We start from the raw sequence: 26,363 nt of genomic DNA on the forward strand, positions 1-26,363 counted from the left end.
TTCCCTATATTCGCTTTTTCAAAAAAATTCTTTTTGATGCCCCTAAAAGCGATTTGTACCGACATTGATGGCACCTTGCTCGACAAAAACCGGGAACTATCCCCCAGAACGCGGCGCGCTTTTGCCCGCTTGCCTGCCGAGGTACCGGTTATTTTAGCTTCCTCCAGAATGCCCTCCGCCATGATCCATTTGTTGAAAGACCTTGGAAGGGAAAATGATCCGCTTATTTGTTACAACGGGGGCTATGTACTCCCGACTTACTCCGCAAAACAGCATCCCATTCGTTCGGTGTGGATACCGGTGGAGATTTGCCAGCAAATCGCCCTGCTCGCTCAATCTACCAATATCCATCTGAGCCTGTATTCGGGAAATTCCTGGTACGCTCCCAAAAGGGACGCCTGGACGGAAAAAGAGGAACGAGCCACAAAAGTACAAGCCACCCTGCTTGAAAACGCCGCCGTCTTCTCCTCCTGGGCGAAGAACGGATGCGGAGCGCATAAGGTGATGTGCATGGGCCCGGAGAACGAAATCCAGACACTGTACGAGCAATTGCAGGAACGCCTATCTTCGGTGCTGCACCTGTACCGATCCAAGAATACCTACCTGGAAATAGCCTCCAAACCCATTTCAAAGGCCACCGGCCTAGAGGATGTGCTGACCAATCTGGGAATTAAAATGGAAGAAGTGATCGCCTTTGGGGACAACTACAACGACATTGAGTTACTTGCTTCCGTGGGCCTGGGAGTGGCTGTAGGAAATGCGATCGATGAGGTTAAAGCAGTTGCCCGGGAGACCACCGCCAGCAACAAGCAAGACGGCGTCGCCATCGCCATAGAAAAATACCTGCTCTAAAGCAGGTATCCCTCGTCGTCAGATGTTGCTACCGCCCGATCCAAAAAATCGATAAAGGGTCTCATGATATCAAATGCTTCCAAAGCCAGGGAAACATACTGCCCGGAATCGACCGCCTTGTCATCCAACGGTTTGGATACAATAAAACTCTTGTACCGCAGGTAATGAATGTATGGATGCTCTTTTGGGTAGTCCTTGGGAGAGGTTTTCAACTGGTCTCCTTCCATTTCACCAAAACATTCGAAAAACAATGGGGACCTCAAAATGCCTTCCAGGTCTTGCCCGGAATAATCGATTTCCTGCCGGATTTTTTTCAGGGTGTCCGATTCGGGCATCCAAATACCCCCGGCCAGAAAACTTTTGCCCGGTTCCAGGTGCAGGTAATACCCCGGACCCTCTGATTTTTTCCCTCCGATAGCGAAGTAGGCAGACATATTGGTTTTATAAGGCAACTTGTTCGGGGAAAAACGAATGTCCCGGTTTTGACGAAAAAGGCAATCCTTGGGTCGTAAACTGGCAAACTCCGGCCGATGGGCACTCAGCCCGGCCAAAATCATTGCCGCATCGCCTTCCAATAACTCTTTCGCCTGAGCAAAAAGACTCCGGTGAGCATCCATCCACTCTTTCGAATTATTTGCTGCCAATTCTTTGAGAAAATTCAAAATTACGCGCCCATTCATACCATTAAAACAGAGTCTAAAGCCAAATGTTATCAATCCGGCGAAAGGTACACAGCCTCGCTTATTTCTGGAGAAAAAATACTGGATTTTTTTTTCCGGGCTGATCCATAAGGGGGATTTTTCCGAGCCGAGCTCCCTCAGCCACTGCCTGGAAAATCAGGTATCATGTTACGGAGCCTTTTGCGTAAAGGTATAGACGATCTGTACCCGTTCGGACAGGGTCTGTTCGCCCGGTTGCAGGGTAGGAGGAACAGCGGCCTCGTCGGATTCCATTCGCATCCCTTTGGCCCGGTAGAGCACCGGTTCAAAGGATTCTCCCCCCTGATACGTGACCCGGTGCACAAAAATATCCTCGATATCAAGCGCGCCAGCGATCGCTTCTGCCTTCCTGCGCGCATCCGCGATGGCCAGTCTTACCAATTCCTCTGCGTAGCGCTTCTTTTTCTCCGCGGATAGCTGGTAGGACAACTGAAAACCCAAATCAGTAGCCCCATGCAAGGTCTGAACGATGGAAAGCAACTTGTCTCCGGTATCACGAACGAGAACCTTCAGGGTTTGACTGGCCACGTAACCACTATCTCTGGAACTCCCTTTGACGTAAACCCGATGTACATTTACGTAATAGTTTTCGGCGGTCAACTCGTAGCCACTCAGCCCGGAATTTTCCAGTGCCATGGTTACTTCCTTCGCTTTTTTGTTCAATTCGGCAGTTGCTGTCACGGTTTCCATGGCCTTCGCACGAAGCGTGACGGTCAACATGGCCTGGTCCGGCATCACCTGGATTTCACTTTGTCCCACTACGGAAATCTGCGGTAGCTCCTGGGAAAATCCATGAAACAGGGTACCGAATAAAGCAAGCGAAAAAAACAAAAGGGGAGTTTTCATACAGACGGCATTTTTTGTGAACATTATTCCCCATGAACGGGGAGGATCAAAAAATGTTCCTTCAAATCCCGGGCCAGAACTTTCAGAAACCTACCGAAATACGAATTCCCTGGCTGCGAGGATCTCTTCTGGCCGAATCGTGTGCTGCCCGTCATTGTAGCCAAGAATCTTTACCTCGGCACCCATGCGAGTCAGGCGCTCGCCCGACAACCGAATGCGGGTCATGGGCACATGGAAATCCCGTTCACTCGCGCCAATAAATACAGGCGTACCTGCCAGATCCCCTCGGTATTTCTCCTCTGGAAGTTGCTTTCCAATCAACCCACCAGTAAATGCACATACGCCGCCGTAGACACGCGGATGCCTGGCAACGTACTCCAGGGCAAGGCAGGCCCCCTGAGAGAAACCGATAAAGTAAATCTGAGAGGACGAGAGGCCCTGAGCCAGAACGGAAGCCACCAAGGTATGCACCCTTTCCAGGGACTGCCGCAGGAACGGCTCGTTCTTCGACTCCTCGACCATAAACCCAAAGGGATACCAGGAATTACCCGGAGCCTGGGGAATGAGGAAGGCAAACTCCGGCAGGTCCAAAGCCGGCAAAAGTCCCTTCATGCCGGACGCGGTCCCTCCTCGCCCATGCAAAACGATGCCGACTCCGGCTGCCAGGCGCAGGTCCTTACCAGTCTGTATTAGTTGATCCATGGTTCTTGATAGTTTACCCGAATGGTCGGCAACTTGCGTTGAATCACTTCTCGCTGGGACTCGGCCCAATCCGGCAACATCAGCTGCGTCCCCATAGTCTCCAGCGACTCGTCTGTTGCAAAACCTGGAGCATCAGTGGCGATCTCGAAAAGCACCCCACCAGGCTCCCGAAAATAAATCGATTTAAAGTAACTCCGGTCTTTCACGTCGGTGACAGGTATCCCAACTTTCCGCAGCATTCGCTGTAGTTGCATTTGCTGCTCCTCGGAACCGGTACGAAAGGCAATGTGATGGACAGATCCCGCACCCTGTAGGGAGCGTTCCGGTGGATCCTGCAGGACCAGGTCAACGAATTCACCTGGATTCCCATCGACTACATACCGGCTACGTTTTTCAGAAAACGCCTGCTCAAACCGATAATTCAACACCTGTGTCAGCAATGCGGCAGTGGGCGCTAGTTCACGAAGGTTCAGCGTAACCCCTGCGATGCCGCGGACGGCGTACTCCGCAGGTACGCTTGCACCGCTCCAGCCGGTACGCGTATCCGCCGAAACCGTGACCAGCTCAATGCCTATGCCGTCGGGATCAGTGAAGCGAATGAGTTCTTCTCCAAATCGCTGCAGGGTATCCGAGACAGGAATCCCCAGATCGGTTAATCGCTTTCGCCAAAACGGAATGGATCCCCGGGGAATGGAAAAGGCCGTGAACGTTAATTCTCCTAACCCTCTTTTCCCTTTTGTTGCTCCCTTAAACGGGAAAAAGGTAAGAATCGTACCGGGGCTTCCCGTTTCGTCCCCGAAATAAAAATGGTACACGTCCGGCGCATCGAAATTAATGGTTTTCTTCACCAACCTTAACCCCAGTACGCGGGTATAAAAATCTACGTTGCGCTGCGGATCCGAGGCGATCGCAGTGACGTGGTGAATGCCAGCTATTCCTTGATTCATAATTCCTGAGTTTTATTCCGGGCTCCCGGCATTCGGGAGCCCGGATGGGATTATTGTTTCACCAACTGAATGCTGGCAAAGATTTTCACTTCGTCCCCGACGACCACGCTGCCGGCTTCAGTAACTGCCGACCAGGTCAACCCAAAGGCTTTTCTGGACAGCTTGCCCTCCAGCTCAAAACCAGCCTTTGTCTGCCCATACGGGTCCTGAGCGATGCCTCCAAACTCCGCTTTCAGGGCAACCGGCTGCGTCGTCCCCCGTATCGTCAGGTCACCGTTCAGGACCCATTCCTCCCCCTTGTGTTCCAATTTTCCGTTGCTGAAAGTAAGTTGCGGATGGTTTGCCGCATCAAAAAAGTCGGCGGACTTCAAATGGGCGTCCCGGTCTTTCTGATGGGTATCAATGCTATCTACGGTAGCCGAAAAACCAATGGATGCGGCGGAGAAATCATCCGAATCACTTTCCGCCTCTCCGCTGAATTCACGAAAATAACCGGTAACGGTGGAAATAACGAGGTGCTTCACCTTAAAGGCTACCTCAGAATGGGTGGGATCGATGATCCATTTTGCTTTACTCATTTTTTTACAGTTTACGTTTTTGTTTGAATTAATTTATATATTAATACATTAAATGTATATACATACATATGGGTAAATTTTTTTCAGCCACGCAATTTGTCAAGGAGTTCGTTGAGTGTTTCCACTTCCTTTTCTGTCAGATGAAGGGTGTTCTTGTTGAATTTTTTCACTTCTCCTTCCAGTTCCTCCAAAACGGCCAGACCCTTTTCCGTAATGGTGATATCCACCTGTCGCCGGTCTTCGGCACATTCCGTTCGCTGTACCATGTGCTTGTTCTTTAATTTCTCCACGAGACGGGAGGCATTGCTCATTTTATTAAGCATTCGTTCCTGTATGGAGGATACCGTTATAGGCTTGGGGTGCTGCCCACGGAGAATCCGCAGCACGTTGTATTGCTCAGGAGACACATCAAAGGGCCTGAATAGTTTACTCTGACGGGTGACCAGGTAACTGTGCGTGTACAAAAGATTGACCACCGCCTTGTTGTACACGTCATTGAAGGATTTTTGCCTGATCTCGTCTTCGATTTTCATTTAGTCTCGTTTGTATTTAATGTATATACATTAATAGCGCATGAAAAGTTTCAATTGGTAGTACTTTTTTTTAATTTTTTTCCCGAGCCTGGCCGGTGGATCCCCGGCAACTCTTTCCTAGCTGCGCAAAATATCCATGGTTTTGGCCTTTAAAATACTCGTGCTATTCACCCAGCCTAAAATCACGGTAAGGAGAGTGATTAGTGCGAATACCAGGGCCAAGGGCGCCCATTCCATGCGAAAGGAAATCTCGAACAGGTACCGACTCAGTAGAAATGCCGCCAGCACGGACAGCACAATCCCTCCTCCGGCAGCCAATCCGCCCAGGAACAAGTATTCCAGCGTATTGATTTTCAGCAGGGTGGAGCGGCTGGCACCGATGGTGCGCAGCAGGATATTTTCCCGTATACGCTGAAATTTACTGATCAAAAGCGAACTGATGAGCACCAGCACGCCAGTAAGGATACTAAACAAAGCCATGAATTGAATGACAAAGCTAATTTTACCCAGGATCTCTTCAAGGGTTTCCACGATCATGCTCAGATTCACTACTGAGAACGTTTGGAAATTGGCGCACGATGAGGTTTTGCAGGCTGGCGGATTCCTGATCGTTGTCGGTACGGGTGATCAACACGTGAAATTTAGGGGCGTTTTCCAATACCTTGTCTGGGAATACCACCAGAAAATTGGTGGATACCCGCCGGAAATTCACTTTTCGGAAGCTTCCAACATAGGTGGTCAGCGGTCTGCCCTGCACATTGAATACGACCTCATCCCCGAGGGAAATGTTGTTTCTCTCGGCATACCCCTCTTCCATGGACACAAAAATACTATCGCTTTCGCCAAAGGGCAGTAACTTTCCGGCGGCCAGTTCTTCCGTGGCGATCAGTGTATCCCGGTAGGTGACGCGGAATTCCCGGTTATACATGGAACTGGATCTTTGATCTTCTTCTGCCAGCTCCTCATTGTCTTGTTTGGTCAGGCCATTTACTTCCGCTACCCCCATGGTCACGATCGGTACGTGCTGCAGGATGGGCAATCCTTCGGCTACGAGCACCGCTTTCATACTGTTTACCTGGTGGGTTTGAATGTCAAAGAACAGCATGTTGGGCTGATCTTCTTTATCCGCGAAGCGCACCTCGTCAAGAAGCTGGTCCTGAATAAAAAAGAGCGTTCCGATCATGGCAGTTCCCAAACCGATGGTGGCCAACAGCGACACGGTTTGGTTATTGGGTCGGTACAAGTTAGACAAAGCCTGCCGAACCGGGTAGTTCAGGGAAATGGGCAAAAACGTACGGATTGCTTTCATTATCCCCACTGCCAACAGCCATAGGGATCCAAAGGAAAAGAGGACAAAGCCGGTAAACCAAAACATTTGGTCCCATTCTCCCAGCAGGTAGTAGCTAAATCCGAAAATAAAAAGCAAGATCGCTACCAATACCATCCAACGCAGGGGATCTTTTCCAAAGCCGGCCGTGGCCTCGTCCGGCCGCAAGGTCATCATGGGAGAAACCTTCCGGACTTTCAGTAGCGGAATCAAGGCAAACAACACCGATATCAGCACACCGGTGAGCGTCCCCATGGCCACGGCCCTCCAGGAAATCTGTACCGTCACTTCCACGGGCAGGAAGTCACTGAACACCAGTGGGAGCAAAAACTGTAAAAAGGCTCCAGCGGCGGCGCCCAGAAGGGAGCCAATGAAGCCCATGATAAAAATCTGCACCAGGTAGACAAACACGATTTCTTTCGCGCGCACCCCCAGGCAACGTAGGACTGCGACCGAGGGAAGTTTCTCCTTCACAAACACATTGATCGCGCTCCCCACGCCCACGCATCCGAGCAATACCGCGATAAAGGCTACCAGCACCAGGAAGTTTGATAAGTTTTGAAACGACCTACCGGTAGACTCCTTCTGGGACTGCACCGTTTCCAACCTTACTTTATCCTCTTCCCAGGTTTCTTCTTTTTCGGCTATGAGGGCTTCCAGGTCAAATTCCTCCGCGAATTGAAAATAATGCACGTAATTGACCCGACTTCCGTATTGTACGAGGCCGGAAGCTTCCAATTGGTCCATGGGAATGTAGACCGCAGGGGCCACGGTGGCAGTAATGCCGTTTTGCCCGGGAACTTTCTGCAGGGAGCCGACGATTTCCAGGCTGACATTTCCAACCTTGATTGTATCTCCCACGCCTACACCAAACTGCGCAAGCAGGGTTTTTTCCACCAGGGCGCGCCGGCCTCCTTTGCGAAAATCCCGATCGCCGGCGACCGGCAAGGTCTCCAGTTGCCCATAAAATGGGAAATCTCCTTCCAGTGCCCGAACCTGGGTAAGCCTGCTTTCGCCTACTGCTGGAAAATACACCATGGAAGCAAAGTTTACTTCCAGCGCCCGTTTTGCTGCACGGTCTTCGATGTCGGGAAACTCGATGGGCTGGTTTTTCCGTAGGGACAAATCCGCCCCAAGCAATTCTTTGGCTTGCTCGTCTATGTCTTTGCTCAGGTTATCACCGAACGAAGTGACGGCTACCAATGCGGCGATACCGGTCACGATCGCCGACACGAAAAGTACGAGTCTTCCACCTGTTTTTCGCAAATCACGTTTGGCCATTAACAGCGACCATTTCCAATCAACCATCGATCGCCTCCTGTAGTTTACCTCCCTTGATGTGAATGGATTGGTGGGTTCGGGCAGCCAACTCCAGATCGTGGGTAACCAAGATCAATGTGGTGCCTTCTTCTTCGTTCAATTTAAAAATCAAATTTTCAACCATTTCTCCGGTTTCGGTATCCAGGTTTCCGGTAGGCTCATCCGCAAACAAAATCTTTGGTTCGTTGGCAAAAGCCCGGGCGATGGACACGCGTTGTTGCTCGCCTCCGGAAAGTTGGTTGGGGTAATGGGTCACGCGATCCTCCAGGCCCACTTTTCGTAACAGTTCCATGGCTTTTTCCCGGGCATTCTTGCGTTTTTTTAATTCCAGGGGGACCATTACGTTTTCAAGCGCTGTGAGGGTTTGCAGGAGTTGGAAATTTTGAAAGATAAAACCAACCCGCTCGTTCCGTACACCCGCCCGTTGGTCCTCTGTCAGTGTTTCCAATGCCTGCCCATCCAGAATGACCGAGCCGGAAGTCGCTACATCCAGTCCTGCACAGAGTCCCAAAAGGGTGGTTTTCCCACTTCCGGAGGGGCCCACGATGGATAAGGTTGCCCCCAATGCCACCTCGAAATTCACCTGATCCAAAACGGTGAGCTCCCGATTGCCACTGCGGTATTTTTTGGTTAGATTTTCAACTTTCAATACATTCATATGTTTCAAATAAAAATACTTATCGCTTGGTAACAAAAACAATAGTGAATTAAGTTTAGTATTTTTGATAAATGAACGCTAATTTCTTGACAAATCTTATTTTCATGAGAAGCATCCATCTGATCGTGTTAGCTGCTTTACTCCTGTACCTGGTACCATCTTGTAGCCAAAAACCACAGGAAAAACAGGAACCGGGCAAGACAGAAGCCAAGCCCCGGGACAAAACGCCTGTAAAAACGATCTTGTTTTTTGGAAATAGCCTGACCGCCGGGTACGGAATCGACGAGGAGGATGCATTCCCTGCATTGATTCAAGATCGAATCGACAGTTTGGGAATGGATTACCGGGTCATCAATGCCGGCTTAAGTGGGGAGACCACTGCCAGTGGGTTAAGTCGTCTGGATTGGTTTCTGGAGGAAGCCCCCGAGGTATTTGTACTGGAGCTGGGAGGAAACGACGGGCTGCGAGGCATTTCCCTGGAGGAGACCCGAAAAAATCTGAAAGCCATCATTTCTCAAGTGCGGGAAAAATACCCCGAAACGAGCCTGGTCTTGGCCGGCATGCAAATCCCCCCCAATATGGGCCCCGACTACTCGGCGGGTTTCCAAAACATGTATACCGAAATCTCGGCAGCCACCGGTGTAGTGCTGATTCCATTTCTTCTGGAAGGAGTTGCCGGAGACCCCGAGTTAAACCTGCCGGATGGAATTCATCCCACCGAGGAGGGGCACCAACTCGTAGCCGAAACCGTTTGGGAGTATCTGGAACCACTGCTGTAAGTACGCGTTTCCGAACGACCCGAAGCCGGCCGCTCGGGTATTCTGTGGGAGAACAGCAATTCGTTTTTTATTTTAAGAAAATTATCTTACTTTTTGAAAAATTTTAAACAAAGGACAATTATATGAGTGTACATATACAAACTGCCGGAGATGCGTACGATGTAGTCATCGTAGGGTCTGGTGCAGGAGGTGGCATGGCGTCAAAAATCCTGGCCGAAGCCGGGTTAAAAGTAGCAGTAGTGGAGGCAGGTGCCGATTTTGACCCTGCCAAAGAGGAGCACCGGACACAACTCCGACCTCCCTGGGAATCTCCTCGAAGGGGTGCCGGTACCGTGCGACCCTTTGGCGATTTTGATGCGGCCATTGGCGGCTGGGACATCGAAGGTGAGCCCTATACCCGGGGTGATGACAGTGAATTTGATTGGTTTCGCTCGCGAATGCTGGGCGGTAGGACCAACCACTGGGGAAGAATATCCCTTCGGTTTGGCCCTTTGGATTTCAAACGAAAAGACCTGGATGGAATGGGTGACAACTGGCCGATAGGCTACGAAGACGTTGCGCCCTATTACGACAAGGTAGACCGTCTGATCGGTGTTTTCGGATCCAAAGAGGGGATTCGCAACGAGCCGGACGGCTTTTTCCTTCCTCCACCCAAGCCACGCTTGCACGAATTGCATATCAAAAAGGGAGCCGACAAGGTAGGCATTCCGGTTATTCCCTCCCGGCTATCCATTCTCACCCGGCCCGTAAACAATGATCGGGGCACCTGTTTTTTCTGCAGCCAATGTAACCGGGCCTGTCAGGTTTATGCGGATTTTTCTTCCGGAACCTGTCTGGTAAAACCCGCCATGAAAAAGGGGCAGGTGGACTTATACACCATGGCCATGGTCCGAAAAGTAGTGACCAACGACCGGGGCGAAGCGACCGGCGTACGGTACATCAGCAAGCTGGATATGCAGGAGTATACCCTACATGCCCGGGTGGTGGTGCTCGGAGCCTCTGCCTGCGAATCCGCCCGAATCATGCTAAATTCCAAGTCCCAAACGCATCCCGATGGGTTGGGAAACAGTTCCGGACAAGTGGGGCACTACCTGCACGACTCCACCGGCGCCGACCGTATGGGTATTCTTCCCGACATGATGGATCGTGAGCGCTACAACGAAGACGGTGTAGGTGGCATGCACGTTTATACGCCCTGGTGGCTCAACGAAAAAAACCTGGATTTCGCCCGAGGCTACCATATCGAGTACTGGGGCGGTATGGGCATGCCCTCTTACGGCTTTGGCGGAGGAATGGATACCATGCGAAAATACGTGAAAGATGAATTTGGTAACCCAAGCCCGAATGGTGGGTACGGTGAAGGTCTGAAGAAAGACATTCGTCGGTTTTATGGCAGCACCGTGGGCATGTCGGGCAGGGGAGAAAGCATCCCACAGTACAGCAACTATTGTGAAATTGACAATCAGGTCGTTGACAAATACGGAATTCCCGTGTTGAAATTTCATTACAAGTGGACCGATCAGGAGCTCAAGCAAGCAAAGCACATGCACGATACCTTTGAGGAAATACTCGGCAGCATGGGAGCCATTATCCTGGGATCCAAACCAGGAGCCGAGCAGCAGTACGGCCTGCACAAGCCGGGACGGATCATCCACGAAGTAGGAACGACGCGCATGGGCGACAATCCGGAGACCTCCGTCCTCAACAAGTATTCCCAGGCACACGACTGCAAGAATTTATTTGTGGTCGATGGCGGACCTTTTGTATCACAAGCTGACAAAAACCCCACCTGGACCATTCTGGCCCTCTCCTGGAGGACCTCCGAATACATCATCGATCAATTAGCAAAGCAAAACATATAAGCCATGAACAGAAGAGAAAATTTAAAACTGTTATTTACAGGGTCCCTGGCTTCGGGCTTCCTCTTTACCGGCTGTGGCCCCGAAGCGCCCGAATCCACGGAAATTCCGCACAATCCCAGCATCGGTGAATTTGGAAGTTATGGGCGAACTCCCGAAGAAATCCTTTACAACGAAAACCTAAAATCCCAGACTTTTTTTACGGAAGAAGAACGGAGAAAATTGGATATTCTGGTAGACATCATCATTCCCGCCGACGATACCTCCGGCAGCGCCACGCAAGCCGGCGTTCCGGATTTCATTGAATTTATGATGAAGGATATCCCCACGTACCAAACCCCCATGCGGGGAGGACTTCTATGGCTGGACCACCTTTCCGACGAAATGTTTGGTGCAAAATTCCTTGAAATCGACGAAGGCCAACGCCTTCAGGTCATCGACGAGATTGCCTGGCCGGATAAAGCCAAACCCGAAAACGAGGGTGGTGTCCGGTTTTTCAACATGCTGCGCAACCTGACTGCGACCGGCTTCTTTACCAGCGAAGAGGGGTTCAAAGACCTGGGCTACGTGGGCAACCGGCCCAATGCCTGGGACGGCGTACCGGAAGAAGTTTTGGCCAAACACGGTCTTCAAAATGATCCCAAGTACAAAGACGTTTACCTGGACATTTCAACCCGGGGTACCATCGCCCAATGGGACGATGAGGGCAATCTGATCGGGTAACGGTCCCTGTCCAGTTCCTTTCACTCAAGCGCCGGAAATTGCGCACCGCAGCCATTTCCGGCCTTGTCCTATTTTCCTACACGAACCCACAATGCCCATGAAGTCTTTTTTCTGGTTGAATACGATCGCCGTTTTTTTGCTTGTCTCAGCGAGCATGGCCCAGGAAGTGCCCTTATTCAATGGAAAAGACCTGAGCGGCTGGCACGCCGACGTGCCCGAAAAAGACAAAAACCCAACGATCGGGCCGTCTTTTCTGGTTCGGGAAGGCATGTTGGTAAGCCTGGGGACCCCTCAGGGACACCTGATTACCGATGCTATCCATGAAAATTACCGGATTACCGCAGAGTACCGCTTTCCGGGCGAAACGGGTAACTGCGGGATACTGGTCCACGCCTCCACACCAAGGTCCCTGTACGGCATGTTTCCCAAATCCATCGAAGTACAAATGATGCACGAGAATGCAGGCGATTTCTGGTGTATCGTGGAAAACATCGAGGTAGACAACATGGTGGAACGAAGGGGGCCAAAAGAAGCCTGGGGCATTACGGAAGGAAAAAACCGGCGCATTCTGAACCTGACCGATGGCTCCGAAAATCCCCCGGGTGACTGGAACGAGATGGTCATCGAATGCTACAAAGACCGGGTACGGGTATGGGTAAATGGCGACCTGGTCAATGACGGCTACGGCGCCACCGCCAGCCGGGGGCAAATAGCGGTTCAGGCGGAAGGAGCGGAAGTGGAATTTCGAAAATTAGTCCTGGAAAAAATCAACGGCCTTTCCGAATGAACCGGCGGGTGTTATCCGTAAAAATCCGACAAACGCGCCAGCCCTTTTCGATCCAGCAGCAGGATCTTTTTCCCTTGAAGATCGATCAATCCGTCTTTTTTGAATTCCGACAACAGGCGTATGACTGTTTCGGTGGCCGTACCCACGATCCCAGCAATTTCTTCGCGGGTAAGCGTAATGTCCAATCGCTGGTTTCCCCCTCCGTCTACCCCGTAGCTATCCCCGAGTTTTAACAGCGCCAGGGCCAGGCGCTCGCGAATGGATTTCTGTGTGGCGTCGGTCAACTTGCTTTCCATCACCCCCATGTCGTGGCAAAGGGCCTGGGTAAGGCGTCGGTGAAAGTTATTGTCTTCTCCCAAAACCTTCAGAAACACTTCCTTCGGCACAAAACAGATTTTGGCATCCTCCACGATTGTTGCGGTAGTCGAGTACGCCTCCTCTCCAATCAGGGAAGTGTAGCCCACAAAATCCCCCTTTTTGGCCAGACGGATGATTTGTTCTTTTCCATTGGAGGCGGTCTTAAAAATCTTAACCACCCCACTGCTGACACAGAAAACTCCCAGGGGTTTCGTGTTTTCGTAGTAAAGTATCTGACCTTTTTTGTGGGAGATAAGGTTCTTGCTATCAGAAACGTTGCACAAGTGAGCTTCTCCCAACTCTGAAAACATGGAAAACTTTCTACTCAAGCACAATTCACAGGGCGTATTTTTTACCGGATTGCTCATGCTACATTGTCAAATTCACTCGAAACTTACAGCGTAAATTTACTAAATTACATGACTAAAGTCACTGAACAACCATTATTTTTGGAAGAGAGTGTGGAAAGCTAACTTACAAAATCAGGGAAACGATTGATTTGACGATATTTTCCCGAAACCGCATCCCGCTGCATGCAGATATGCGTGTTGCCATTGCTGATTCCTAAAAAGGATGCCTGAATCTTCTGATTGTACATACTGACTTGTTCCACCACTTTTTGGGTCAGCGGGATTTCCGGCGCCTTGCATTCGATCAATAAAAAAGCCGACCCCGCCCGGTCCCTGACGAGAATGTCGAACCGTTTTTGCAGGCCATGGTAGCGAAGGCCTCGTTCCAGAGAAATCAAGCTTTTCGGATAATCCAAATAAGCAGTTAAATAATGGACCAGGTGCATCCGAACCCACTCCTCCGGCGTCAGTACCAGGTATTTTCTTCTCAGCGGATCAAAAATAGAAACTTTCCCATTTTCCTCCTCTCGTATCCGAAAATTAAACGAAGGCAGGTTTAGTTTTTGTTCGGTCCAATACGCTAGCTTTTCCGACATGTTGCAAAGTTGCGAGAAAAAAACCGTCCGCCCAAGTCCTATTTAACCATGCCTGCTAGAAACTCAGGTAGGGGGCGATACGGTCCACCCATTCCGGCGTGAAAATTTTGATTTGTAGCAGGTCTGCAGCACTGCTATAAGCACCGTGTTGCTGCCGATAGGCCACCATTACCTTCGCTTCTCCGTACCCAATATAGGGATGATTGGCCAGCTCACCGACCGCTGCCTCATTGATCGCGAGGGTCCGCATTATCTTTGCCTGAAACGGAAACACCTCATAGATCTTCTGAGCCAGCTCGGCATCTACCCCATACACTTCAAGCAGTTGCTCCGGCGAATGAAATCCGCCCAGTTTTTCTCGAAAAGCCTCAATACGGGCAGATAGCACCGGACCCACGCCCGATACCATTTGGAGTTCAACGGAGCCGGCTTCCGGGAAAGGCACCGTATTCAGGGAGGGTGTTTCCGGTCGGGAAAGTTGAGTCGCCTTTTTTTGCGTTGGCTTGTCATTTCCTGCCTCCTGAAACGGCGGCGGATGGGGCGAGGGATCCGATCCGGCCGTGGGCTGCAAGGAAATCTCCGGCGTTGCTTCGGCCATCTCCAGGTATTGCCGGTATTTTTTTTGCTCGGTCGATCGCAGGTACTCCGAAATCAACTGGGGAACTGCATGCAAGACCAACAGCAGTGGAATCACAAACACGAATCCCCGGGATTCTTTTCGGGTAAACCCCAGATACGATTTGAGGAAATAAAACAACTTATCTGCCATTGGTGGTGTCTATTGACTTGATAAATTAATACTATTGGAATTATATTCCAAAATTTCGCATTATTGCATGATAGGAGATGGAGAAAAAATTTATTTAGAAGAGTTATAAATTAGTTTCCCTTCACTGAATTTATTCCTTTCATCCGTTTTCTGTAATAAATTTGTAGCCGAAAGTATCGTACCATGCAGTCAACGTTCAAAGCTTTAAGTCTGTCTTACAAAAACGCCCCTGTAGAAATCAGGGAATTGGTTTCGTTGGATGAGCCTGCCGTGCGTTCGCTGCTGGGGAAATTAAAAGACTTTTTTAGCCTCACCGATACGTTGATACTTTCGACCTGTAATCGTACGGAAATCTATTACAGCCACGAGCTGGACCTTTCGACGGAAATCATCAAATTGGTGGGTCTTGAAAAAGGCCTGCTCGATACCATTTCCTACCTGGAATATTTTGACTTGTTTCCCAATGACAAAGACGCCATCGAGCACCTATTCCGGGTAGCTATGGGCTTGGAAGCGCAGGTAATCGGAGACATGCAAATTTCCAATCAGGTCAAGCGAGCGTACCAGGCTTCTGCCGATATGGAGATGGCAGGTCCCTTCCTGCACCGGCTCATGCACACCATTTTCTTTACCAACAAGCGAGTGGTACAGGAAACGGCCTTCAGGGACGGGGCAGCCTCGGTCTCCTATGCTGCCGTAGAATTGATAGAAGAACTAACCTCCAACACGCACCAACCCCGGGTACTACTCATTGGCCTGGGTGAAATCGGAGAGGATGTAGCCAAAAACCTGGTCTACCTGAAAGATGCGCAGGTCACGATTTCGAACCGAACCTTTGCCAAGGCGGAAGCCCTTGCCGGGGAATACGGTTTTGATGCGCTCCCGTTCGAGGGCTGTTTCGAAGCGATGAAGGATGCGGACGTAATCATCTCCTCGGTTATGAAATCCGAACCCTTTATTACCAAGGGCCTGGTAAGTAATTTTGAAATAAAGAGTTACAAACTGTTCGTAGACTTATCCGTACCGCGGAGCATCGACACCGCGCTGGAAGATATCCCAGGGGTACTGTTATACAACGTGGACAATATTCGTAGCAAAGCCAGTGAGACGCTTAGCAAACGCACCGCAGCCATCCCCTTGGTAGAGGGAATCATTGAAGAAAGCATTCGCGAATTTTACGACTGGAAAAAAGAAATGATGGTATCTCCCACCATCAATAAATTGAAAAACACCCTGGAGCAAATCCGAAAGGAAGAGTTGGAAAGGTACCTGAAAAATACCTCGGATACCCAATTCGAAATCATTGATAAAATCACCAGGAGCATGATGCAAAAAATCCTCAAAGTGCCCGTGGTGCAATTAAAAGCGGCCTGCAAGCGAGATCAGGCAGAGGAGATGATCGGCATCATCAACGACCTGTTCGATCTGGAAAAGCAGGAGGAGAAAAAGCAGGAATAACCGTTTACCGCTGTAGTCAGGTACTGTAAGGATTTCTTTTTGGCTTCGTTCCCAATGATCTTTTTTATTGAAAATGCGCCGGTTTATTTTTACTTTCACCCCAAACGTGTCTCGCATGAAAAAAAACTACCCGATCTGTTTCCTGCTTTTCGCTGTCCTTTGGCTGTCTCCTTTTCCGGAAAGTCGTGCACAAACCTGGGAAGTCTTCGATAGCGATTTTAACCTTGAAAAAAAGATTTCTTCCGGGAACATTTTCCTGCTGGGAAATTCCCTTCGGATCAATGTCTGGGAGAACGATTTGTCATTCCTGGACCCCGAGTACAATTCCTTTGTCCGGATCGATAGCGCTCGCCTCTACCAATACCTGGAACCCTGGATTGTTATCAAAAATGGAGACACCTTTGGCGCTTTCCACGAATACGGGGAACAGGTGCTGGAGAGTGAGTACGACGAAATCACGACCTTTTATACCCACCTTCTCGCAAGAAAGGGTACAGACTACTACGTCTATGACCGGGGTAAACGGACCACGGAGTCCATCGGTTCCTTCGCAAATGCGCGAATTGCAAAAAACGGGCAGGTGATTGCGCAGCATGCCGACGGGTCGTTTGCCCTGCCATTGTCCCAAATGCCCGAACGAAGATTTCTCGCCCTGACCGACCCGGCCCCGGACGTGATTCTGGCCCGGGAAGCCACGGGCTACGGATTGATCAACCGGGAGGGCTCGTACATTCTGGAGCCCATTATTGACGAAATCAGCCATCTGGAAGAGAACCATTTCTTTGCTAAAAACAACCGGGAATACCTGTTGATCAATGCCCTTTCCACAGATGCAGACATCCGGTACAATAGCTTTCACCGGATCAGCATCGAAGAGGGAGTAATGGTGGAATACATCCATGGAAAACTCCGCAGAATCATGAAGAAAGACGGTATTCTTTTGGACATCGTGGGCATGGATTCGGTTCGGAAAATTGATGCGTATTACAACGTACATTTCCGGGACGCCACCACGGGTCTGCTCAATCCGGAGGGCAAGTGGGAAGTACGTCCCACGAGCGTAGCCAGGCAACTTCTGCCCGGAAACCAGGGTTTGTATGGAGCTCGGATAGGCGGGCGCTACGGATACGTAGACGCCGCCGGAAACACCGTAATCGATGCCCAATACGATGAGGTACGGCCGTTTTCGGAAGGCATGGCCGCCGTGAAGTTGGATGGAAAATGGGGGTACATCGATCGTGCAAACGCCTTGATCGTCCCCTGTACCTATGATGCTGCGGGTTCCTTTTCGCAAGGAATTGCAATCGTAGCCGAAGGTGAAGATCGGCACCTGATCGGCCGTAACGGCGAAAGACTTCTGGAGACCTGCGACCGTATCAGCAGGACTCAGGACGGGTATTACCTGCTGGAAAAAAACGGACTTCTTGGATTGGCCCGCCCGGATGGCCAACTGATTTGCAGCCCCCAATTTGACGAAATACGCCCGGAAGGTCCCAACCGAATTTTGATTCGTAAAGAAAGTAACTACGGTATCATGCGGGAAGACGGAGATTTTGTTCTGCCCTTGTATTACAGCCGCATTCTATTTGACAAAGACAACCAGAAGATCCTGGCGAAAAGCGAGACGGACGAGGCCGATCTCGATGAAGCGGATGGGGGTAAAAAGAAAAAAAGAAGGCGAAAAGCAACGGGAGCCTAAAGCTCCCGTTGTGTTGAGTTATTTTTTGTCGCTACCCTTTGATCCTCCGGATTTGGTTTCGTCCGAATTGGCGATGGAATCCCGCATGCTGGTATCCGATTTTACGTTCTCCATTTTGTAATAATCCATGATCCCAAGATTCCCTGAACGGAAGGCTTCGGAAATCGCCTTTGGGATTTCGGCTTCCGCTTCGGTAACTTTCGCTTTCATTTCTACATTCCTGGCTTTCATTTCCTGCTCCAGGGCTACGGCCATGGCTCTACGCTCTTCCGCGCGGGCCTCGGCTACCTTAAGATCAGCGGTGGCCTGATCGATCTGCAGCTTGGCGCCGATATTTGATCCCACATCAATGTCCGCAATGTCTATCGAGAGAATTTCGAAGGCCGTCCCCGCATCCAACCCTCGCTCCAAAACCAATTTGGAGATTTTATCGGGATTTTCCAGCACGCTTTTATGATTTTTAGCGGAACCGATGGAAGTGACGATCCCCTCTCCAACCCGAGCCAGGATGGTCTCCTCCCCTGCCCCTCCTACGAGTTGGGCGATGTTCGCTCGAACGGTGACCCGGGCTTTGGCAATCAGCTGAATGCCATCGGCAGCCACTGCAGCCACGCTGGGCGTGTTGATCACTTTTGGGTTCACGGAAATCTGCACGGCCTCGAACACGTCTCTTCCGGCCAGATCAATCGCCGTCGCCTGCTTGAAAGACAAGGTGATGTTTGCCTTGTCGGCAGAAATCAATGCACGAATTACGTTGGGGACGTTTCCTCCTGCCAGGTAGTGGGTTTCCAGGTCGTTGGTGGTCAGGTTTAACCCGGCCTTGGTGGCCGTGATGAGGGAGTTGACAATCACACCGGGAGGCACCTTTCGGATCCGCATCCCGACCAATTCCAACAAGCCCACCTTGACATTGGAAAAGATGGCAGTAATCCAGAGATTGACTGGTACAAAATACAAGAAAACAAAGAGGAGGATCAGGCCGGCAAATGCCGCGATCAGAATAAACGCCGAATTAGAAATGTCCATGATTTACGGTTTTATGATAAGTGTATTGTTAGCAATTTTGCGTACGGTCACCTTGGTTCCAGCGGCGATAAATCCCCCTTCGGATTTGGCTTCGTACATTTTCTCTCCGATTTCAACTTTTCCATAAGGTTTGCAATCCGAAATGGTTTGCCCGGCCTGACCGACGGCCAATCCGGAGAGACGGTCGTCGTAAGTGCGGTTTTGCAGGGTATCTTTCAGAGCAAATCGGTTCCACACCCCGGACTTAAACCCATACACAAGAAAACCCAGGTTTATCAGCAGGCTCAGGGCCAACACGCTGTACCCGACTTCCGGTGAAAAACTTTGGAAGGCGTAATACACCCCGGCCCCGGTAAAAAGGAGACCCAGCCCACCCACCAGGGTGGTTCCGGGAACAAACACCACTTCCAGGAGTACCAGAAGTGCCCCAAAGAGGATGAGACTTCCTACGATTAACCAGGCCATTTGTCGATTTTGTTGGTTCCAAGTCCGGTCGCTACCAGACTTTTGTAAATTTACAAGAAATCGGAACAATTGAAAGGCCGAGGGCCAATTCATCCGGGTTCCCGGTCCTACTATTTTTTGAGTGGTCACTAATAGGCCCGAGCGAAAAGCACCCTTCCCGTGGAAGGTTTTCCGCTATAGATGCAATTGCCCGCTTCGGACACCTGGTCCAGCGGGATGCAGCGGATTGTCGCTTTTGTCTGCTCCTTGATGCGTTCTTCGGTTTCCGGCGTACCGTCCCAATGGGCAGCGATAAATCCGCCTTTTTGCTCCAGTACCTCCACAAATTCCTCCCAGGAATCCACTGCGGTGGTTTTCTCCTGCGTAAAAGCGAGGGCCTTGCGGTAGATTGTTTCCTGTATATCCGCTAAGGTTGCCTTTATGGTAGCTGCAAGGTGTTGATCCAGGTCCACCACGGATTTGCTGAGCGTATCCCGACGAGCCATTTCTACGGTATTATTGGATAAATCGCGGGGGCCGATACCCAGGCGTACCGGCACGCCTTTGAGTTCGTATTCGGCAAATTTCCACCCCGGCTTATGGGTATCCCGGTCGTCAAATTTCACCGAAATCCCAAGGTCTTCCAGGGATTCCATGATTTCGTTGGCTTTGGTTCGAATGGCCTCCAGTTCTTCCGCCCGCTTGAAGATGGGGATGATCACCACCTGTATCGGCGCCAATTTTGGCGGAAGCACCAAGCCCTGATCGTCAGAATGCGCCATGATCAACGCACCCATCAAGCGGGTACTTACCCCCCAGGATGTGCCCCAGACATGTTCCAGCCCCCCTTCCCGGGTGGCAAACTTTACATCAAAGGCTTTTGCAAAATTTTGCCCCAGAAAATGTGAGGTCCCCGCCTGCAAGGCTTTCCCGTCCTGCATCATCGCCTCTATACAATAGGTGGCCTCAGCACCGGCAAATTTCTCACTTTCCGACTTTTTGCCCTTGATCACCGGCAGGGCCATGAAGTTTTCGGCAAAGGTGGCGTACACATTCATCATGCGAAGCGTCTCCTCCTCGGCTTCCTTTTTGGTCTCGTGCGCCGTGTGCCCCTCTTGCCACAGGAACTCAGAGGTCCTTAAAAAAAGGCGGGTCCGCATTTCCCAACGCACCACGTTGGCCCATTGGTTGATGAGCAGGGGCAGGTCCCGGTAGGACTGTATCCAGTTTTTGTAGGTGCTCCAAATCACGGTTTCCGAAGTGGGCCGAACAATCAACTCTTCCTCCAACGCTGCCTCCGGGTCTACGATGACTCCCTTTCCCGAAGGATCCGCCTTTAACCGATAATGCGTGACCACGGCACACTCCTTGGCAAAACCCTCTACGTGACTGGCCTCGCGGGATAAGTAGGACTTGGGAATAAACAGTGGGAAGTAGGCATTGGAGTGACCTGTCTTTTTAAACATCCGGTCCAGTTCGGCTTGCATTTTCTCCCATATGCTAAATCCATAGGGTTTGATCACCATACAGCCCCTCACGGCACTATTTTCGGCCAGGTCTGCTCGTTTCACCAATTCATTGTACCAGAGGGAGTAATCCTCACTTCGTTTCGGTAATCCTTTGCTCATTAGTATTTCTTTGTTGTAATAAAAAAACTCGCTATATTTCGATTCTTGATTTCAGGCAAATATAATTTAAAAAATGATAACCCTCCCGCTATGTTCCCGTATATAGTAGAGAGTAATAAACTGAGAAACCCATGATTCATTTCAATCCAATTCGGACCGTAGGTGCACTGGCGATTTTGGGCTTGGCTTCTTGTAGCACCAGCTACAATGCAAGCAGAGGCGGCGAAGAAATCGACAACCTGTATTTTATGGCTTCAGATGCGCGTATCGCCACTGAGTTCGCCGTGAAAAACAACAATCCTGATAATTTCAAGGAAATAGAAGACATACGCTCTTTTGATAGAGAGGCGGATAATTTTTCCGCCAAAAATGTCAATCCCGAATACATCGCAAAATACCAACGCTCCACCGCCCCGGCCGAAGAGGAAGGAACCGTGTATTTTGACGATTCTCAGACCAACGGCGACCTGCCACAGGGACAGCCCAATATCAACGCATACGATAATTTCCGGGGAACAAACGGAAATACCGGTGGAGTCACCAATAATTTCTTCATGAGTCCCATGATGGGAATGGGAATGTTCCCGATGATGGGAATGGGTGGATTCTACGATCCCTTCTGGGGTCCGGGATTTGGCGGTATGGGATTCTATGATCCCTTCTGGGGTCCAGGTTTTGGATTCCGACCCGGATTTAATCTCAGCATCGGCATGGGATTTGGCATGGGTGGCTTTGGATGGGGAAGTCCTTTCATGCGGCCAGGCTTTGGATTTTATGATCCCTTCTGGGGACCTGGATTCGGATTCCGACCCGGTCTTGCCGGATTTTACGGTGGAGGCATGTGGGGCAGACCGATCTACTCTCCCATCATCGTCCTACCCGGAGGAAACGAAGGCAACCGACGGCAGATCGTTCAGGGCGCACGACCCGGCAGGTCTTCCTCGCTGGCAAATAGCGCAAGTCGTTCATCCAGAAGCATTGCGCAACCGGGCGCATCCAGAGCAGCCGCTCGCAGGGAAGCCATGAGCAGCAGTGCCGTCAACAGAAATCGAACCGCGGCCACGAATAACTCGTTCTCCCGTTCGCAAAACGATTACTACAACGCAGCTTCGGCAGCACCTTCCCGACGAACCATTAATTCTCCGGCCATGAACCGTGCAGGCAGTACGTCTACCCGTAGTAGTTATAACGCGCCAAGGAGCAACAATTCGTACAACCGTTCGGTAGCGCCTTCGAACAGCAATTCGCGCAGCTACAACTCAAGGAGTAGCAACCGATCTACCTACACGGCTCCACGAAGTACCAATCGCAGTGCGTCTCCTTCGTATAATCGAAGCCGTTCCACGCGGACGACCACACCAAGTTATCGACAACGATCTACCTCCCCGAGCAGGAGCACGTATTCTGCTCCATCCAGATCTTCCTCTTCCTACAGTGCTCCCAGCAGGAGCAGCTATGGAGGCGGTGCATCCAGAGGGGGTAGCGTCGGAGGCAGTAGAAGAGGGAATTAATTCCCTCTTTTTTTCTCCACACCAGCAATCCTTTTTTATCCTCTTTCTTTCTCGGCAAGGGACCAAACTTGCTGAATTCACGAATACCTGCACACAATAAGCTAAACTTCTACTCCAACGGTACGTATATTTCAACTTAATTTGACGATTTCCGTTTCGGATAGTGAGTATTTCTTATTTTGAAAACCCCTGAAGCGTACGGAAATATCCGTGTAGAATATGGAACGCTTCATCAAAACTAGTTTAGTTGACATGAAAGGATTAAAATTGATCGTTACTGCGGCACTCCTGCTGATCTTTCATTCTCAGCAGCTGAAAGCGCAGAGTGGCTATGTGGAGGACGCATTGAGGTTTAGCCAGTATGGACAAACGGGTTCCGCTCGCATCACGGCACTGGGAGGCACGCAGACCTCTCTCGGTGGAGACATCAGCAACGTGCATGGGAATCCTGCCGGCTTGGGATTTTTCCAGAACTCGGAATTCAGCATTTCTGCTGCCTATGGTGACTGGACCTCGGATACTTTTTTCAGAAATCAGCTTCAAGGCTACAACAGGACCAATTTTTCTTTACCCAATCTGGGCGCGGTGATCAGCCGGGCCAAGGGTCCCTTGGAAATAGGCGACTGGCGGGGAGGTTCCTTTGGCATAAGCTTAAACCGCCAGTCAAGTTACAACCAGGATTTCGGCTATTTCTCGAATCAACGCGAGCAGGGTTCCATGCTGGACTACTACGTAGACCTATATAACGAACAAGGCGTACCCACGGGAACAGACGGCTTGTTCTTTGACGCGTTCCTGATCAATCCGGTAGACGGAGGAGGATACGGCTTTGTTCCCAATGCAAGCAACGCACTGGAAAAGTCCGAACAGGTCGAGACCGAAGGAAATCTCACCCAGATCAGCTTCTCGTACGGAGGAAATTACAAAAACAAACTCTTTTTGGGTGCCTCGTTGGGAATCAATAGCATCCTGTATCGTTCCACAAAAACCTATAACGAAGAGTTTTTTGACGACGGTGGCCAGCAGACAACGCTTTTCAGCTCCCTGCAGGAAAATCTCTTTCTGGAAGGTTCCGGAATCAACCTGGGTGTAGGACTTATATACAAGCCGGTAGACCAGCTAAATCTGGGCTTAAACTTCAAGTCACCCACCTGGAATCAGCTCAATGAGGAATACGACGCGGACTTGTTCGCTGACTTCTCCCCTCCTTACGAGGATCCTGAATTTGGAACCATTGCCGAATCGGATGCAGAAACGGATATCTTTATCAGCAGCTACAACCTTCGTACACCCATGCAGCTGGGGGCAGGCCTGACCTATTTCTTCGGTAAGAACGGGTTTATCTCCGGCGACGTTAATTATCTGGACTACAGCACCGCCAATCTACGTTCCAACGTATTTAATACCGGGCAGGACAATAGCGAAATCCGTCGCATCTATTCCCAAGCTATAAACTACAGCGTTGGGGGCGAGTACCGGGTACAAAAATTTCGCCTGCGCGCAGGCTATGCGTTCTTTGGCGATCCCTTTGGGGAAACCGGGGGACTTGACCGAAGCACCACCCAGATATCAGGTGGCATCGGGCTGAAACTCCCCTCCTTTAGCGTCGATTTCAGTCTGGTCAACAGTCAGTTTAACAGCTTTTACACCTCCTATCCGGGATCCGATCTGGCTACTACGGAAAACAATCGAATCACCGGGATGCTGACCCTAGGGTTTCGATTTTAACAAGGGCATCCAGTAGGAAATGAGCAGCTCAGGGGAGATATCTTCTCCCCTGAGCTTTATTTTTGCCATTTCATAAAACGGGCATCGCTCCACGTACATGTTTTTAAGTTTCAGGATGATCTCGGAAGTGTCCATCCCCGAAAACAGCGGCCTGATTGCCAACTGTGTACCCGTCAGCCGCTCTAAAATGTGGTTTAGCGGGACATCTAAAAACACAGACACCCCTTCGCGGTTGATCCGCTGCATATTTTCGTGGTAGCAAGGGGCTCCGCCACCGGTAGCCAACACGAAAGCTTCTGTTCCGGAAAGCCGTTCCTCAAGCACCGCCGACTCCAGCTTTCGGAAGTAACCCTCCCCCTTTTCCGCAAAGATGCGGGCAATATTTTTTCCTTCTTTCTCCTCGATCAGGTCGTCCAGGTCGTAGAAGGAAAAACGGAGTTTGTCCGCCAACGCTCGACCCAGAGTCGATTTACCGCTTCCAGGCATGCCGACCAGAACGATCTTTCTAGGATCCATCATGGTGCAAAAAGGCCTTTTGCCGCCTCAGGATCCGGCGTATTTCGGTAATGAAATTTGCCCAGTACCCGACCCTCTTGCAAAAAAACGATTCCGGGATTGGACCGGATGATGGTCTTTACGACGGTCGCGTCGGCCATGTAATACCCCAGTTTCAGCCCGTGCTCGCTCAGGAACGTTTCCATCGCTTCCTCCGAGGAAGCTGCCACCAGTACCACCTGCACCTCCGTCCCTTGAAAGGTGTTGATCAGCGAGCTGATTCGCTCCATTTGTGGTAGCGAAAGGTCTATTTTGGAGATCTGATGCGATAGCAACAGGACCTTTTTTCCCGTGAGCATTTCTTCCGTGTGGTCCCCGGCATCGTTCCAGATGGCAAAGTCCGAAATCTTCGGCAGGGCTTCGGGGTTTTTCAACTGCATTTCAACAAATTCATAGCTCTCATCGTCCGGATACCGATCGAAGGTGACGGTTTTTCCATCTTTCCGCATCAGGTAGCGGTACTCCAGATTGGCAGAAGGCTGCATGGCTTCCGGGATAGATACTCCTTCTTTAAATGCCCTGAAATCAATAAACGGCAGATTTCGGATGGCCAGCACGGCGAGTACCAGGGATGCCAGGAGGGAGCCGAGCGTTATCCATTTTCCCAGAAAAAAGCGGCCCTCCGGAAGTCGCCCTCTGAAGGCGATCAGCAACAAAATAAGGGCGAGTAGCACCAGGTCTTTGTAAAAGGACTCCCAGGGGGTCAGCTTGATGGCGTCGCCAAAACAGCCACAATCCGTTACCTTGTCAAAATAGGCCGAATAAAAAGTGAGAAAGGTAAAAAACAGGATCATTCCCAACAGTAGGTAGACACCCGTCTTGATTCTCCAGCCGGTAAGCACCATCACGCCCAAAGCTACTTCGATCACTACCAGAAAAACAGCAATCGGCAAGGAGAGGGCTTTGAGGTGCGCAAATACGGGAGAAATATCGGTGGCAAACACATCGAAATACTCCTGCATCTTGATGGAGGTACCGACGGGATCATTGACCTTGATCAGGCCCGAAAATACAAAGAGCCCGCCCACCAATAACCGGGCAGAACCAAGAAGAAATTTAACGATCATGCTGATTCAATTTTATCATACAAAAAACGGCGTAATTGAGCATGTCCTGGTAATTGGCAGCCACACCCTCAGATACCAGGGTTTTTCCCTGATGGTCTTCGATTTGCTTGACGCGTAACAGCTTCATCAGGATGATGTCTGTCATCGACGCCACCCGCATGCTTCGCCAGGCCTCGTCGTAGTCGTGGTTTTTATTGGCAAGCAGCTCCTGTGTGGCACGCACCCATCGGTCGTACAAGGGCTCCAATTCCGTAAAATCGATCTCCATACGTGGGTCCTCCCTTAATTCCAGCTGAATCAGCGCAATGAGGCAGTAATTGATGATGCCTACGAACTCATCTTTGATGGAGTCGGTGACTTTTTGCGTACCTTTTTCCTGAATGGACCGAATGCGCTGGGCTTTGATAAAAATCTGGTCGGTCAGTGAAGGAAGCCGTAAAATCCTCCAGGCCGTTCCGTAATCCTGCGTTTTCTTCTTAAAAAGTTCTTTACAAAGGCCAATAACTTCATTATATTCGCTTGCAGTTTGCGTTTCCAAAGCTCTG

The 26,363-nt window shown here is 50.4% G+C and carries 27 protein-coding genes; 9 read left to right on the forward strand and 18 right to left on the reverse strand.

What is annotated here, in order from left to right:
• Positions 1–36: 36 nt before the first annotated feature.
• The gene (locus ABWH99_RS21805; protein WP_375583880.1) at positions 37–852 is read left to right on the forward strand and encodes a Cof-type HAD-IIB family hydrolase; all 816 of its coding nucleotides are present in this window, start codon (positions 37–39) and stop codon (positions 850–852) included.
• Here ABWH99_RS21805 and ABWH99_RS21810 read toward each other — a convergent pair.
• The 9 genes from ABWH99_RS21810 to ABWH99_RS21850 all read right to left on the reverse strand — a co-directional run bounded on the left by ABWH99_RS21810 (position 849) and on the right by ABWH99_RS21850 (position 8,482).
• Positions 849–1,532 (reverse strand): DUF2461 domain-containing protein, encoded by a 684-nt coding sequence (locus ABWH99_RS21810; RefSeq protein WP_375583881.1) that lies wholly within the window; start codon positions 1,530–1,532, stop codon positions 849–851. The two genes, ABWH99_RS21805 and ABWH99_RS21810, sit on opposite strands and share 4 nt — an antisense overlap.
• A 168-nt stretch (positions 1,533–1,700) precedes the next feature.
• Positions 1,701–2,417, reverse strand: coding sequence for an SIMPL domain-containing protein (locus tag ABWH99_RS21815; protein ID WP_375583882.1), 717 nt, complete (start codon positions 2,415–2,417; stop codon positions 1,701–1,703).
• Between the two features lie 90 nt (positions 2,418–2,507).
• Positions 2,508–3,119, reverse strand: coding sequence for an alpha/beta hydrolase (locus ABWH99_RS21820; protein ID WP_375583883.1), 612 nt, complete (start codon positions 3,117–3,119; stop codon positions 2,508–2,510).
• Positions 3,107–4,066: a ring-cleaving dioxygenase gene (locus ABWH99_RS21825; RefSeq protein ID WP_375583884.1), complete on the reverse strand. Its 960-nt coding sequence runs from the start codon at positions 4,064–4,066 to the stop codon at positions 3,107–3,109. Before ABWH99_RS21825 ends, ABWH99_RS21820 begins: the two co-directional genes overlap by 13 nt.
• Positions 4,067–4,116: 50 nt before the next feature.
• On the reverse strand, positions 4,117–4,644 hold the full coding sequence (locus tag ABWH99_RS21830) for a YceI family protein (protein WP_375583885.1): 528 nt from the start codon (positions 4,642–4,644) through the stop codon (positions 4,117–4,119).
• A gap of 83 nt (positions 4,645–4,727) precedes the next feature.
• The gene (locus ABWH99_RS21835) at positions 4,728–5,177 is read right to left on the reverse strand and encodes a MarR family winged helix-turn-helix transcriptional regulator (RefSeq protein WP_375583886.1); all 450 of its coding nucleotides are present in this window, start codon (positions 5,175–5,177) and stop codon (positions 4,728–4,730) included.
• A 117-nt stretch (positions 5,178–5,294) separates the two neighbouring features.
• On the reverse strand, positions 5,295–5,726 hold the full coding sequence (locus tag ABWH99_RS21840) for an FtsX-like permease family protein (RefSeq protein WP_375583887.1): 432 nt from the start codon (positions 5,724–5,726) through the stop codon (positions 5,295–5,297).
• The gene (locus ABWH99_RS21845) at positions 5,695–7,812 is read right to left on the reverse strand and encodes an ABC transporter permease (protein ID WP_375583888.1); all 2,118 of its coding nucleotides are present in this window, start codon (positions 7,810–7,812) and stop codon (positions 5,695–5,697) included. The genes ABWH99_RS21840 and ABWH99_RS21845 overlap by 32 nt, the downstream gene beginning before the upstream one ends.
• Positions 7,805–8,482 carry an ABC transporter ATP-binding protein gene (locus ABWH99_RS21850; RefSeq protein ID WP_375583889.1) on the reverse strand — a complete coding sequence of 226 codons (678 nt, stop codon included), beginning with the start codon at positions 8,480–8,482 and terminating at the stop codon, positions 7,805–7,807. The genes ABWH99_RS21845 and ABWH99_RS21850 overlap by 8 nt, the downstream gene beginning before the upstream one ends.
• Before the next feature lie 104 nt (positions 8,483–8,586).
• On the opposite strand from ABWH99_RS21850, the gene ABWH99_RS21855 reads away from it, so the two are divergent.
• The 4 genes from ABWH99_RS21855 (at position 8,587) to ABWH99_RS21870 (ending at position 12,630) form a co-directional block, all read left to right on the forward strand.
• Positions 8,587–9,261, forward strand: a complete 675-nt coding sequence (locus tag ABWH99_RS21855) for an arylesterase (RefSeq protein WP_375583890.1) — start codon at positions 8,587–8,589, stop codon at positions 9,259–9,261.
• A 122-nt stretch (positions 9,262–9,383) separates the two neighbouring features.
• On the forward strand, positions 9,384–11,123 hold the full coding sequence (locus tag ABWH99_RS21860) for a GMC oxidoreductase (protein ID WP_375583891.1): 1,740 nt from the start codon (positions 9,384–9,386) through the stop codon (positions 11,121–11,123).
• A gap of 3 nt (positions 11,124–11,126) precedes the next feature.
• Complete coding sequence (locus ABWH99_RS21865) at positions 11,127–11,843, forward strand: gluconate 2-dehydrogenase subunit 3 family protein (RefSeq protein ID WP_375583892.1); 717 nt, start codon at positions 11,127–11,129, stop codon at positions 11,841–11,843.
• Between the two features lie 97 nt (positions 11,844–11,940).
• Positions 11,941–12,630 carry a DUF1080 domain-containing protein gene (locus ABWH99_RS21870; protein WP_375583893.1) on the forward strand — a complete coding sequence of 230 codons (690 nt, stop codon included), beginning with the start codon at positions 11,941–11,943 and terminating at the stop codon, positions 12,628–12,630.
• 11 nt (positions 12,631–12,641) lie between these two features.
• Here the strand turns inward: ABWH99_RS21870 and ABWH99_RS21875 are convergent, their stop codons facing one another.
• The 3 genes from ABWH99_RS21875 to ABWH99_RS21885 form a co-directional block, all read right to left on the reverse strand.
• Positions 12,642–13,355, reverse strand: a complete 714-nt coding sequence (locus tag ABWH99_RS21875) for a Crp/Fnr family transcriptional regulator (RefSeq protein WP_375583894.1) — start codon at positions 13,353–13,355, stop codon at positions 12,642–12,644.
• A gap of 101 nt (positions 13,356–13,456) precedes the next feature.
• Entirely contained in the window at positions 13,457–13,933 is a 477-nt protein-coding gene (locus ABWH99_RS21880; protein ID WP_375583895.1) for a type I restriction enzyme HsdR N-terminal domain-containing protein, read from the reverse strand.
• Positions 13,934–13,988: 55 nt separating this feature from the next.
• Complete coding sequence (locus ABWH99_RS21885; RefSeq protein WP_375583896.1) at positions 13,989–14,702, reverse strand: ComEA family DNA-binding protein; 714 nt, start codon at positions 14,700–14,702, stop codon at positions 13,989–13,991.
• Between the two features lie 183 nt (positions 14,703–14,885).
• Between ABWH99_RS21885 and hemA the strand changes: the two genes are divergently transcribed.
• Both hemA and ABWH99_RS21895 read left to right on the forward strand, forming a co-directional pair.
• On the forward strand, positions 14,886–16,160 hold the full coding sequence (gene hemA / locus ABWH99_RS21890) for a glutamyl-tRNA reductase (RefSeq protein ID WP_375583897.1): 1,275 nt from the start codon (positions 14,886–14,888) through the stop codon (positions 16,158–16,160).
• Positions 16,161–16,275: 115 nt separating this feature from the next.
• A complete protein-coding gene (locus ABWH99_RS21895; protein ID WP_375583898.1) occupies positions 16,276–17,859 on the forward strand; it encodes a WG repeat-containing protein in 1,584 nt (527 codons plus the stop codon).
• A gap of 18 nt (positions 17,860–17,877) precedes the next feature.
• Here ABWH99_RS21895 and floA read toward each other — a convergent pair whose 3' ends face one another.
• The 3 genes from floA to proS all read right to left on the reverse strand — a co-directional run bounded on the left by floA (position 17,878) and on the right by proS (position 20,957).
• Complete coding sequence (floA, locus tag ABWH99_RS21900; protein ID WP_375583899.1) at positions 17,878–18,885, reverse strand: flotillin-like protein FloA; 1,008 nt, start codon at positions 18,883–18,885, stop codon at positions 17,878–17,880.
• A gap of 3 nt (positions 18,886–18,888) precedes the next feature.
• Positions 18,889–19,350 carry an NfeD family protein gene (locus ABWH99_RS21905; RefSeq protein ID WP_375583900.1) on the reverse strand — a complete coding sequence of 154 codons (462 nt, stop codon included), beginning with the start codon at positions 19,348–19,350 and terminating at the stop codon, positions 18,889–18,891.
• Between the two features lie 128 nt (positions 19,351–19,478).
• Positions 19,479–20,957, reverse strand: a complete 1,479-nt coding sequence (gene proS, locus ABWH99_RS21910) for a proline--tRNA ligase (protein WP_375583901.1) — start codon at positions 20,955–20,957, stop codon at positions 19,479–19,481.
• A 131-nt stretch (positions 20,958–21,088) separates the two neighbouring features.
• Here proS and ABWH99_RS21915 point away from each other — a divergent pair, with 131 nt between their 5' ends.
• Both ABWH99_RS21915 and ABWH99_RS21920 read left to right on the forward strand, forming a co-directional pair.
• On the forward strand, positions 21,089–22,468 hold the full coding sequence (locus ABWH99_RS21915) for a hypothetical protein (RefSeq protein ID WP_375583902.1): 1,380 nt from the start codon (positions 21,089–21,091) through the stop codon (positions 22,466–22,468).
• A 252-nt stretch (positions 22,469–22,720) separates the two neighbouring features.
• Positions 22,721–24,196 (forward strand): OmpP1/FadL family transporter, encoded by a 1,476-nt coding sequence (locus ABWH99_RS21920; RefSeq protein ID WP_375583903.1) that lies wholly within the window; start codon positions 22,721–22,723, stop codon positions 24,194–24,196.
• Here the strand turns inward: ABWH99_RS21920 and ABWH99_RS21925 are convergent.
• From ABWH99_RS21925 to ABWH99_RS21935, 3 genes are read right to left on the reverse strand one after another with little or no spacing between them, the layout of a single operon-like run.
• A complete protein-coding gene (locus ABWH99_RS21925) occupies positions 24,179–24,715 on the reverse strand; it encodes a shikimate kinase (protein WP_375583904.1) in 537 nt (178 codons plus the stop codon). The genes ABWH99_RS21920 and ABWH99_RS21925 overlap by 18 nt on opposite strands.
• Positions 24,712–25,818: a BT_3928 family protein gene (locus ABWH99_RS21930; RefSeq protein ID WP_375583905.1), complete on the reverse strand. Its 1,107-nt coding sequence runs from the start codon at positions 25,816–25,818 to the stop codon at positions 24,712–24,714. Before ABWH99_RS21930 ends, ABWH99_RS21925 begins: the two co-directional genes overlap by 4 nt.
• Positions 25,808–26,356, reverse strand: a complete 549-nt coding sequence (locus tag ABWH99_RS21935) for a DUF1599 domain-containing protein (RefSeq protein ID WP_375583906.1) — start codon at positions 26,354–26,356, stop codon at positions 25,808–25,810. Before ABWH99_RS21935 ends, ABWH99_RS21930 begins: the two co-directional genes overlap by 11 nt.
• Between the last annotated feature and the right edge of the window lie 7 nt (positions 26,357–26,363).

Origin of the sequence: Cyclobacterium xiamenense, assembly GCF_042140265.1 — a bacterium.
GTDB lineage: Bacteria > Bacteroidota > Bacteroidia > Cytophagales > Cyclobacteriaceae > Cyclobacterium > Cyclobacterium xiamenense_A.

Coding starts and splice junctions, on each gene's coding strand:
- hemA (WP_375583897.1), top strand. CDS start 14,886: ATGCAGTCAACGTTCAAAGCTTTAAGTCTGTCTTACAAAAACGCCCCT.
- ABWH99_RS21880 (WP_375583895.1), bottom strand. CDS start 13,933: ATGTCGGAAAAGCTAGCGTATTGGACCGAACAAAAACTAAACCTGCCT.
- proS (WP_375583901.1), bottom strand. CDS start 20,957: ATGAGCAAAGGATTACCGAAACGAAGTGAGGATTACTCCCTCTGGTAC.
- ABWH99_RS21830 (WP_375583885.1), bottom strand. CDS start 4,644: ATGAGTAAAGCAAAATGGATCATCGATCCCACCCATTCTGAGGTAGCC.
- ABWH99_RS21845 (WP_375583888.1), bottom strand. CDS start 7,812: ATGGTTGATTGGAAATGGTCGCTGTTAATGGCCAAACGTGATTTGCGA.
- ABWH99_RS21815 (WP_375583882.1), bottom strand. CDS start 2,417: ATGAAAACTCCCCTTTTGTTTTTTTCGCTTGCTTTATTCGGTACCCTG.
- ABWH99_RS21895 (WP_375583898.1), top strand. CDS start 16,276: ATGAAAAAAAACTACCCGATCTGTTTCCTGCTTTTCGCTGTCCTTTGG.
- ABWH99_RS21825 (WP_375583884.1), bottom strand. CDS start 4,066: ATGAATCAAGGAATAGCTGGCATTCACCACGTCACTGCGATCGCCTCG.
- ABWH99_RS21870 (WP_375583893.1), top strand. CDS start 11,941: ATGAAGTCTTTTTTCTGGTTGAATACGATCGCCGTTTTTTTGCTTGTC.
- ABWH99_RS21850 (WP_375583889.1), bottom strand. CDS start 8,482: ATGAATGTATTGAAAGTTGAAAATCTAACCAAAAAATACCGCAGTGGC.
- ABWH99_RS21905 (WP_375583900.1), bottom strand. CDS start 19,350: ATGGCCTGGTTAATCGTAGGAAGTCTCATCCTCTTTGGGGCACTTCTG.
- ABWH99_RS21920 (WP_375583903.1), top strand. CDS start 22,721: ATGAAAGGATTAAAATTGATCGTTACTGCGGCACTCCTGCTGATCTTT.
- ABWH99_RS21915 (WP_375583902.1), top strand. CDS start 21,089: ATGATTCATTTCAATCCAATTCGGACCGTAGGTGCACTGGCGATTTTG.
- ABWH99_RS21810 (WP_375583881.1), bottom strand. CDS start 1,532: ATGAATGGGCGCGTAATTTTGAATTTTCTCAAAGAATTGGCAGCAAAT.
- ABWH99_RS21925 (WP_375583904.1), bottom strand. CDS start 24,715: ATGATGGATCCTAGAAAGATCGTTCTGGTCGGCATGCCTGGAAGCGGT.
- ABWH99_RS21885 (WP_375583896.1), bottom strand. CDS start 14,702: ATGGCAGATAAGTTGTTTTATTTCCTCAAATCGTATCTGGGGTTTACC.
- ABWH99_RS21930 (WP_375583905.1), bottom strand. CDS start 25,818: ATGATCGTTAAATTTCTTCTTGGTTCTGCCCGGTTATTGGTGGGCGGG.
- ABWH99_RS21865 (WP_375583892.1), top strand. CDS start 11,127: ATGAACAGAAGAGAAAATTTAAAACTGTTATTTACAGGGTCCCTGGCT.
- ABWH99_RS21855 (WP_375583890.1), top strand. CDS start 8,587: ATGAGAAGCATCCATCTGATCGTGTTAGCTGCTTTACTCCTGTACCTG.
- floA (WP_375583899.1), bottom strand. CDS start 18,885: ATGGACATTTCTAATTCGGCGTTTATTCTGATCGCGGCATTTGCCGGC.
- ABWH99_RS21875 (WP_375583894.1), bottom strand. CDS start 13,355: ATGAGCAATCCGGTAAAAAATACGCCCTGTGAATTGTGCTTGAGTAGA.
- ABWH99_RS21835 (WP_375583886.1), bottom strand. CDS start 5,177: ATGAAAATCGAAGACGAGATCAGGCAAAAATCCTTCAATGACGTGTAC.
- ABWH99_RS21860 (WP_375583891.1), top strand. CDS start 9,384: ATGAGTGTACATATACAAACTGCCGGAGATGCGTACGATGTAGTCATC.
- ABWH99_RS21805 (WP_375583880.1), top strand. CDS start 37: ATGCCCCTAAAAGCGATTTGTACCGACATTGATGGCACCTTGCTCGAC.
- ABWH99_RS21820 (WP_375583883.1), bottom strand. CDS start 3,119: ATGGATCAACTAATACAGACTGGTAAGGACCTGCGCCTGGCAGCCGGA.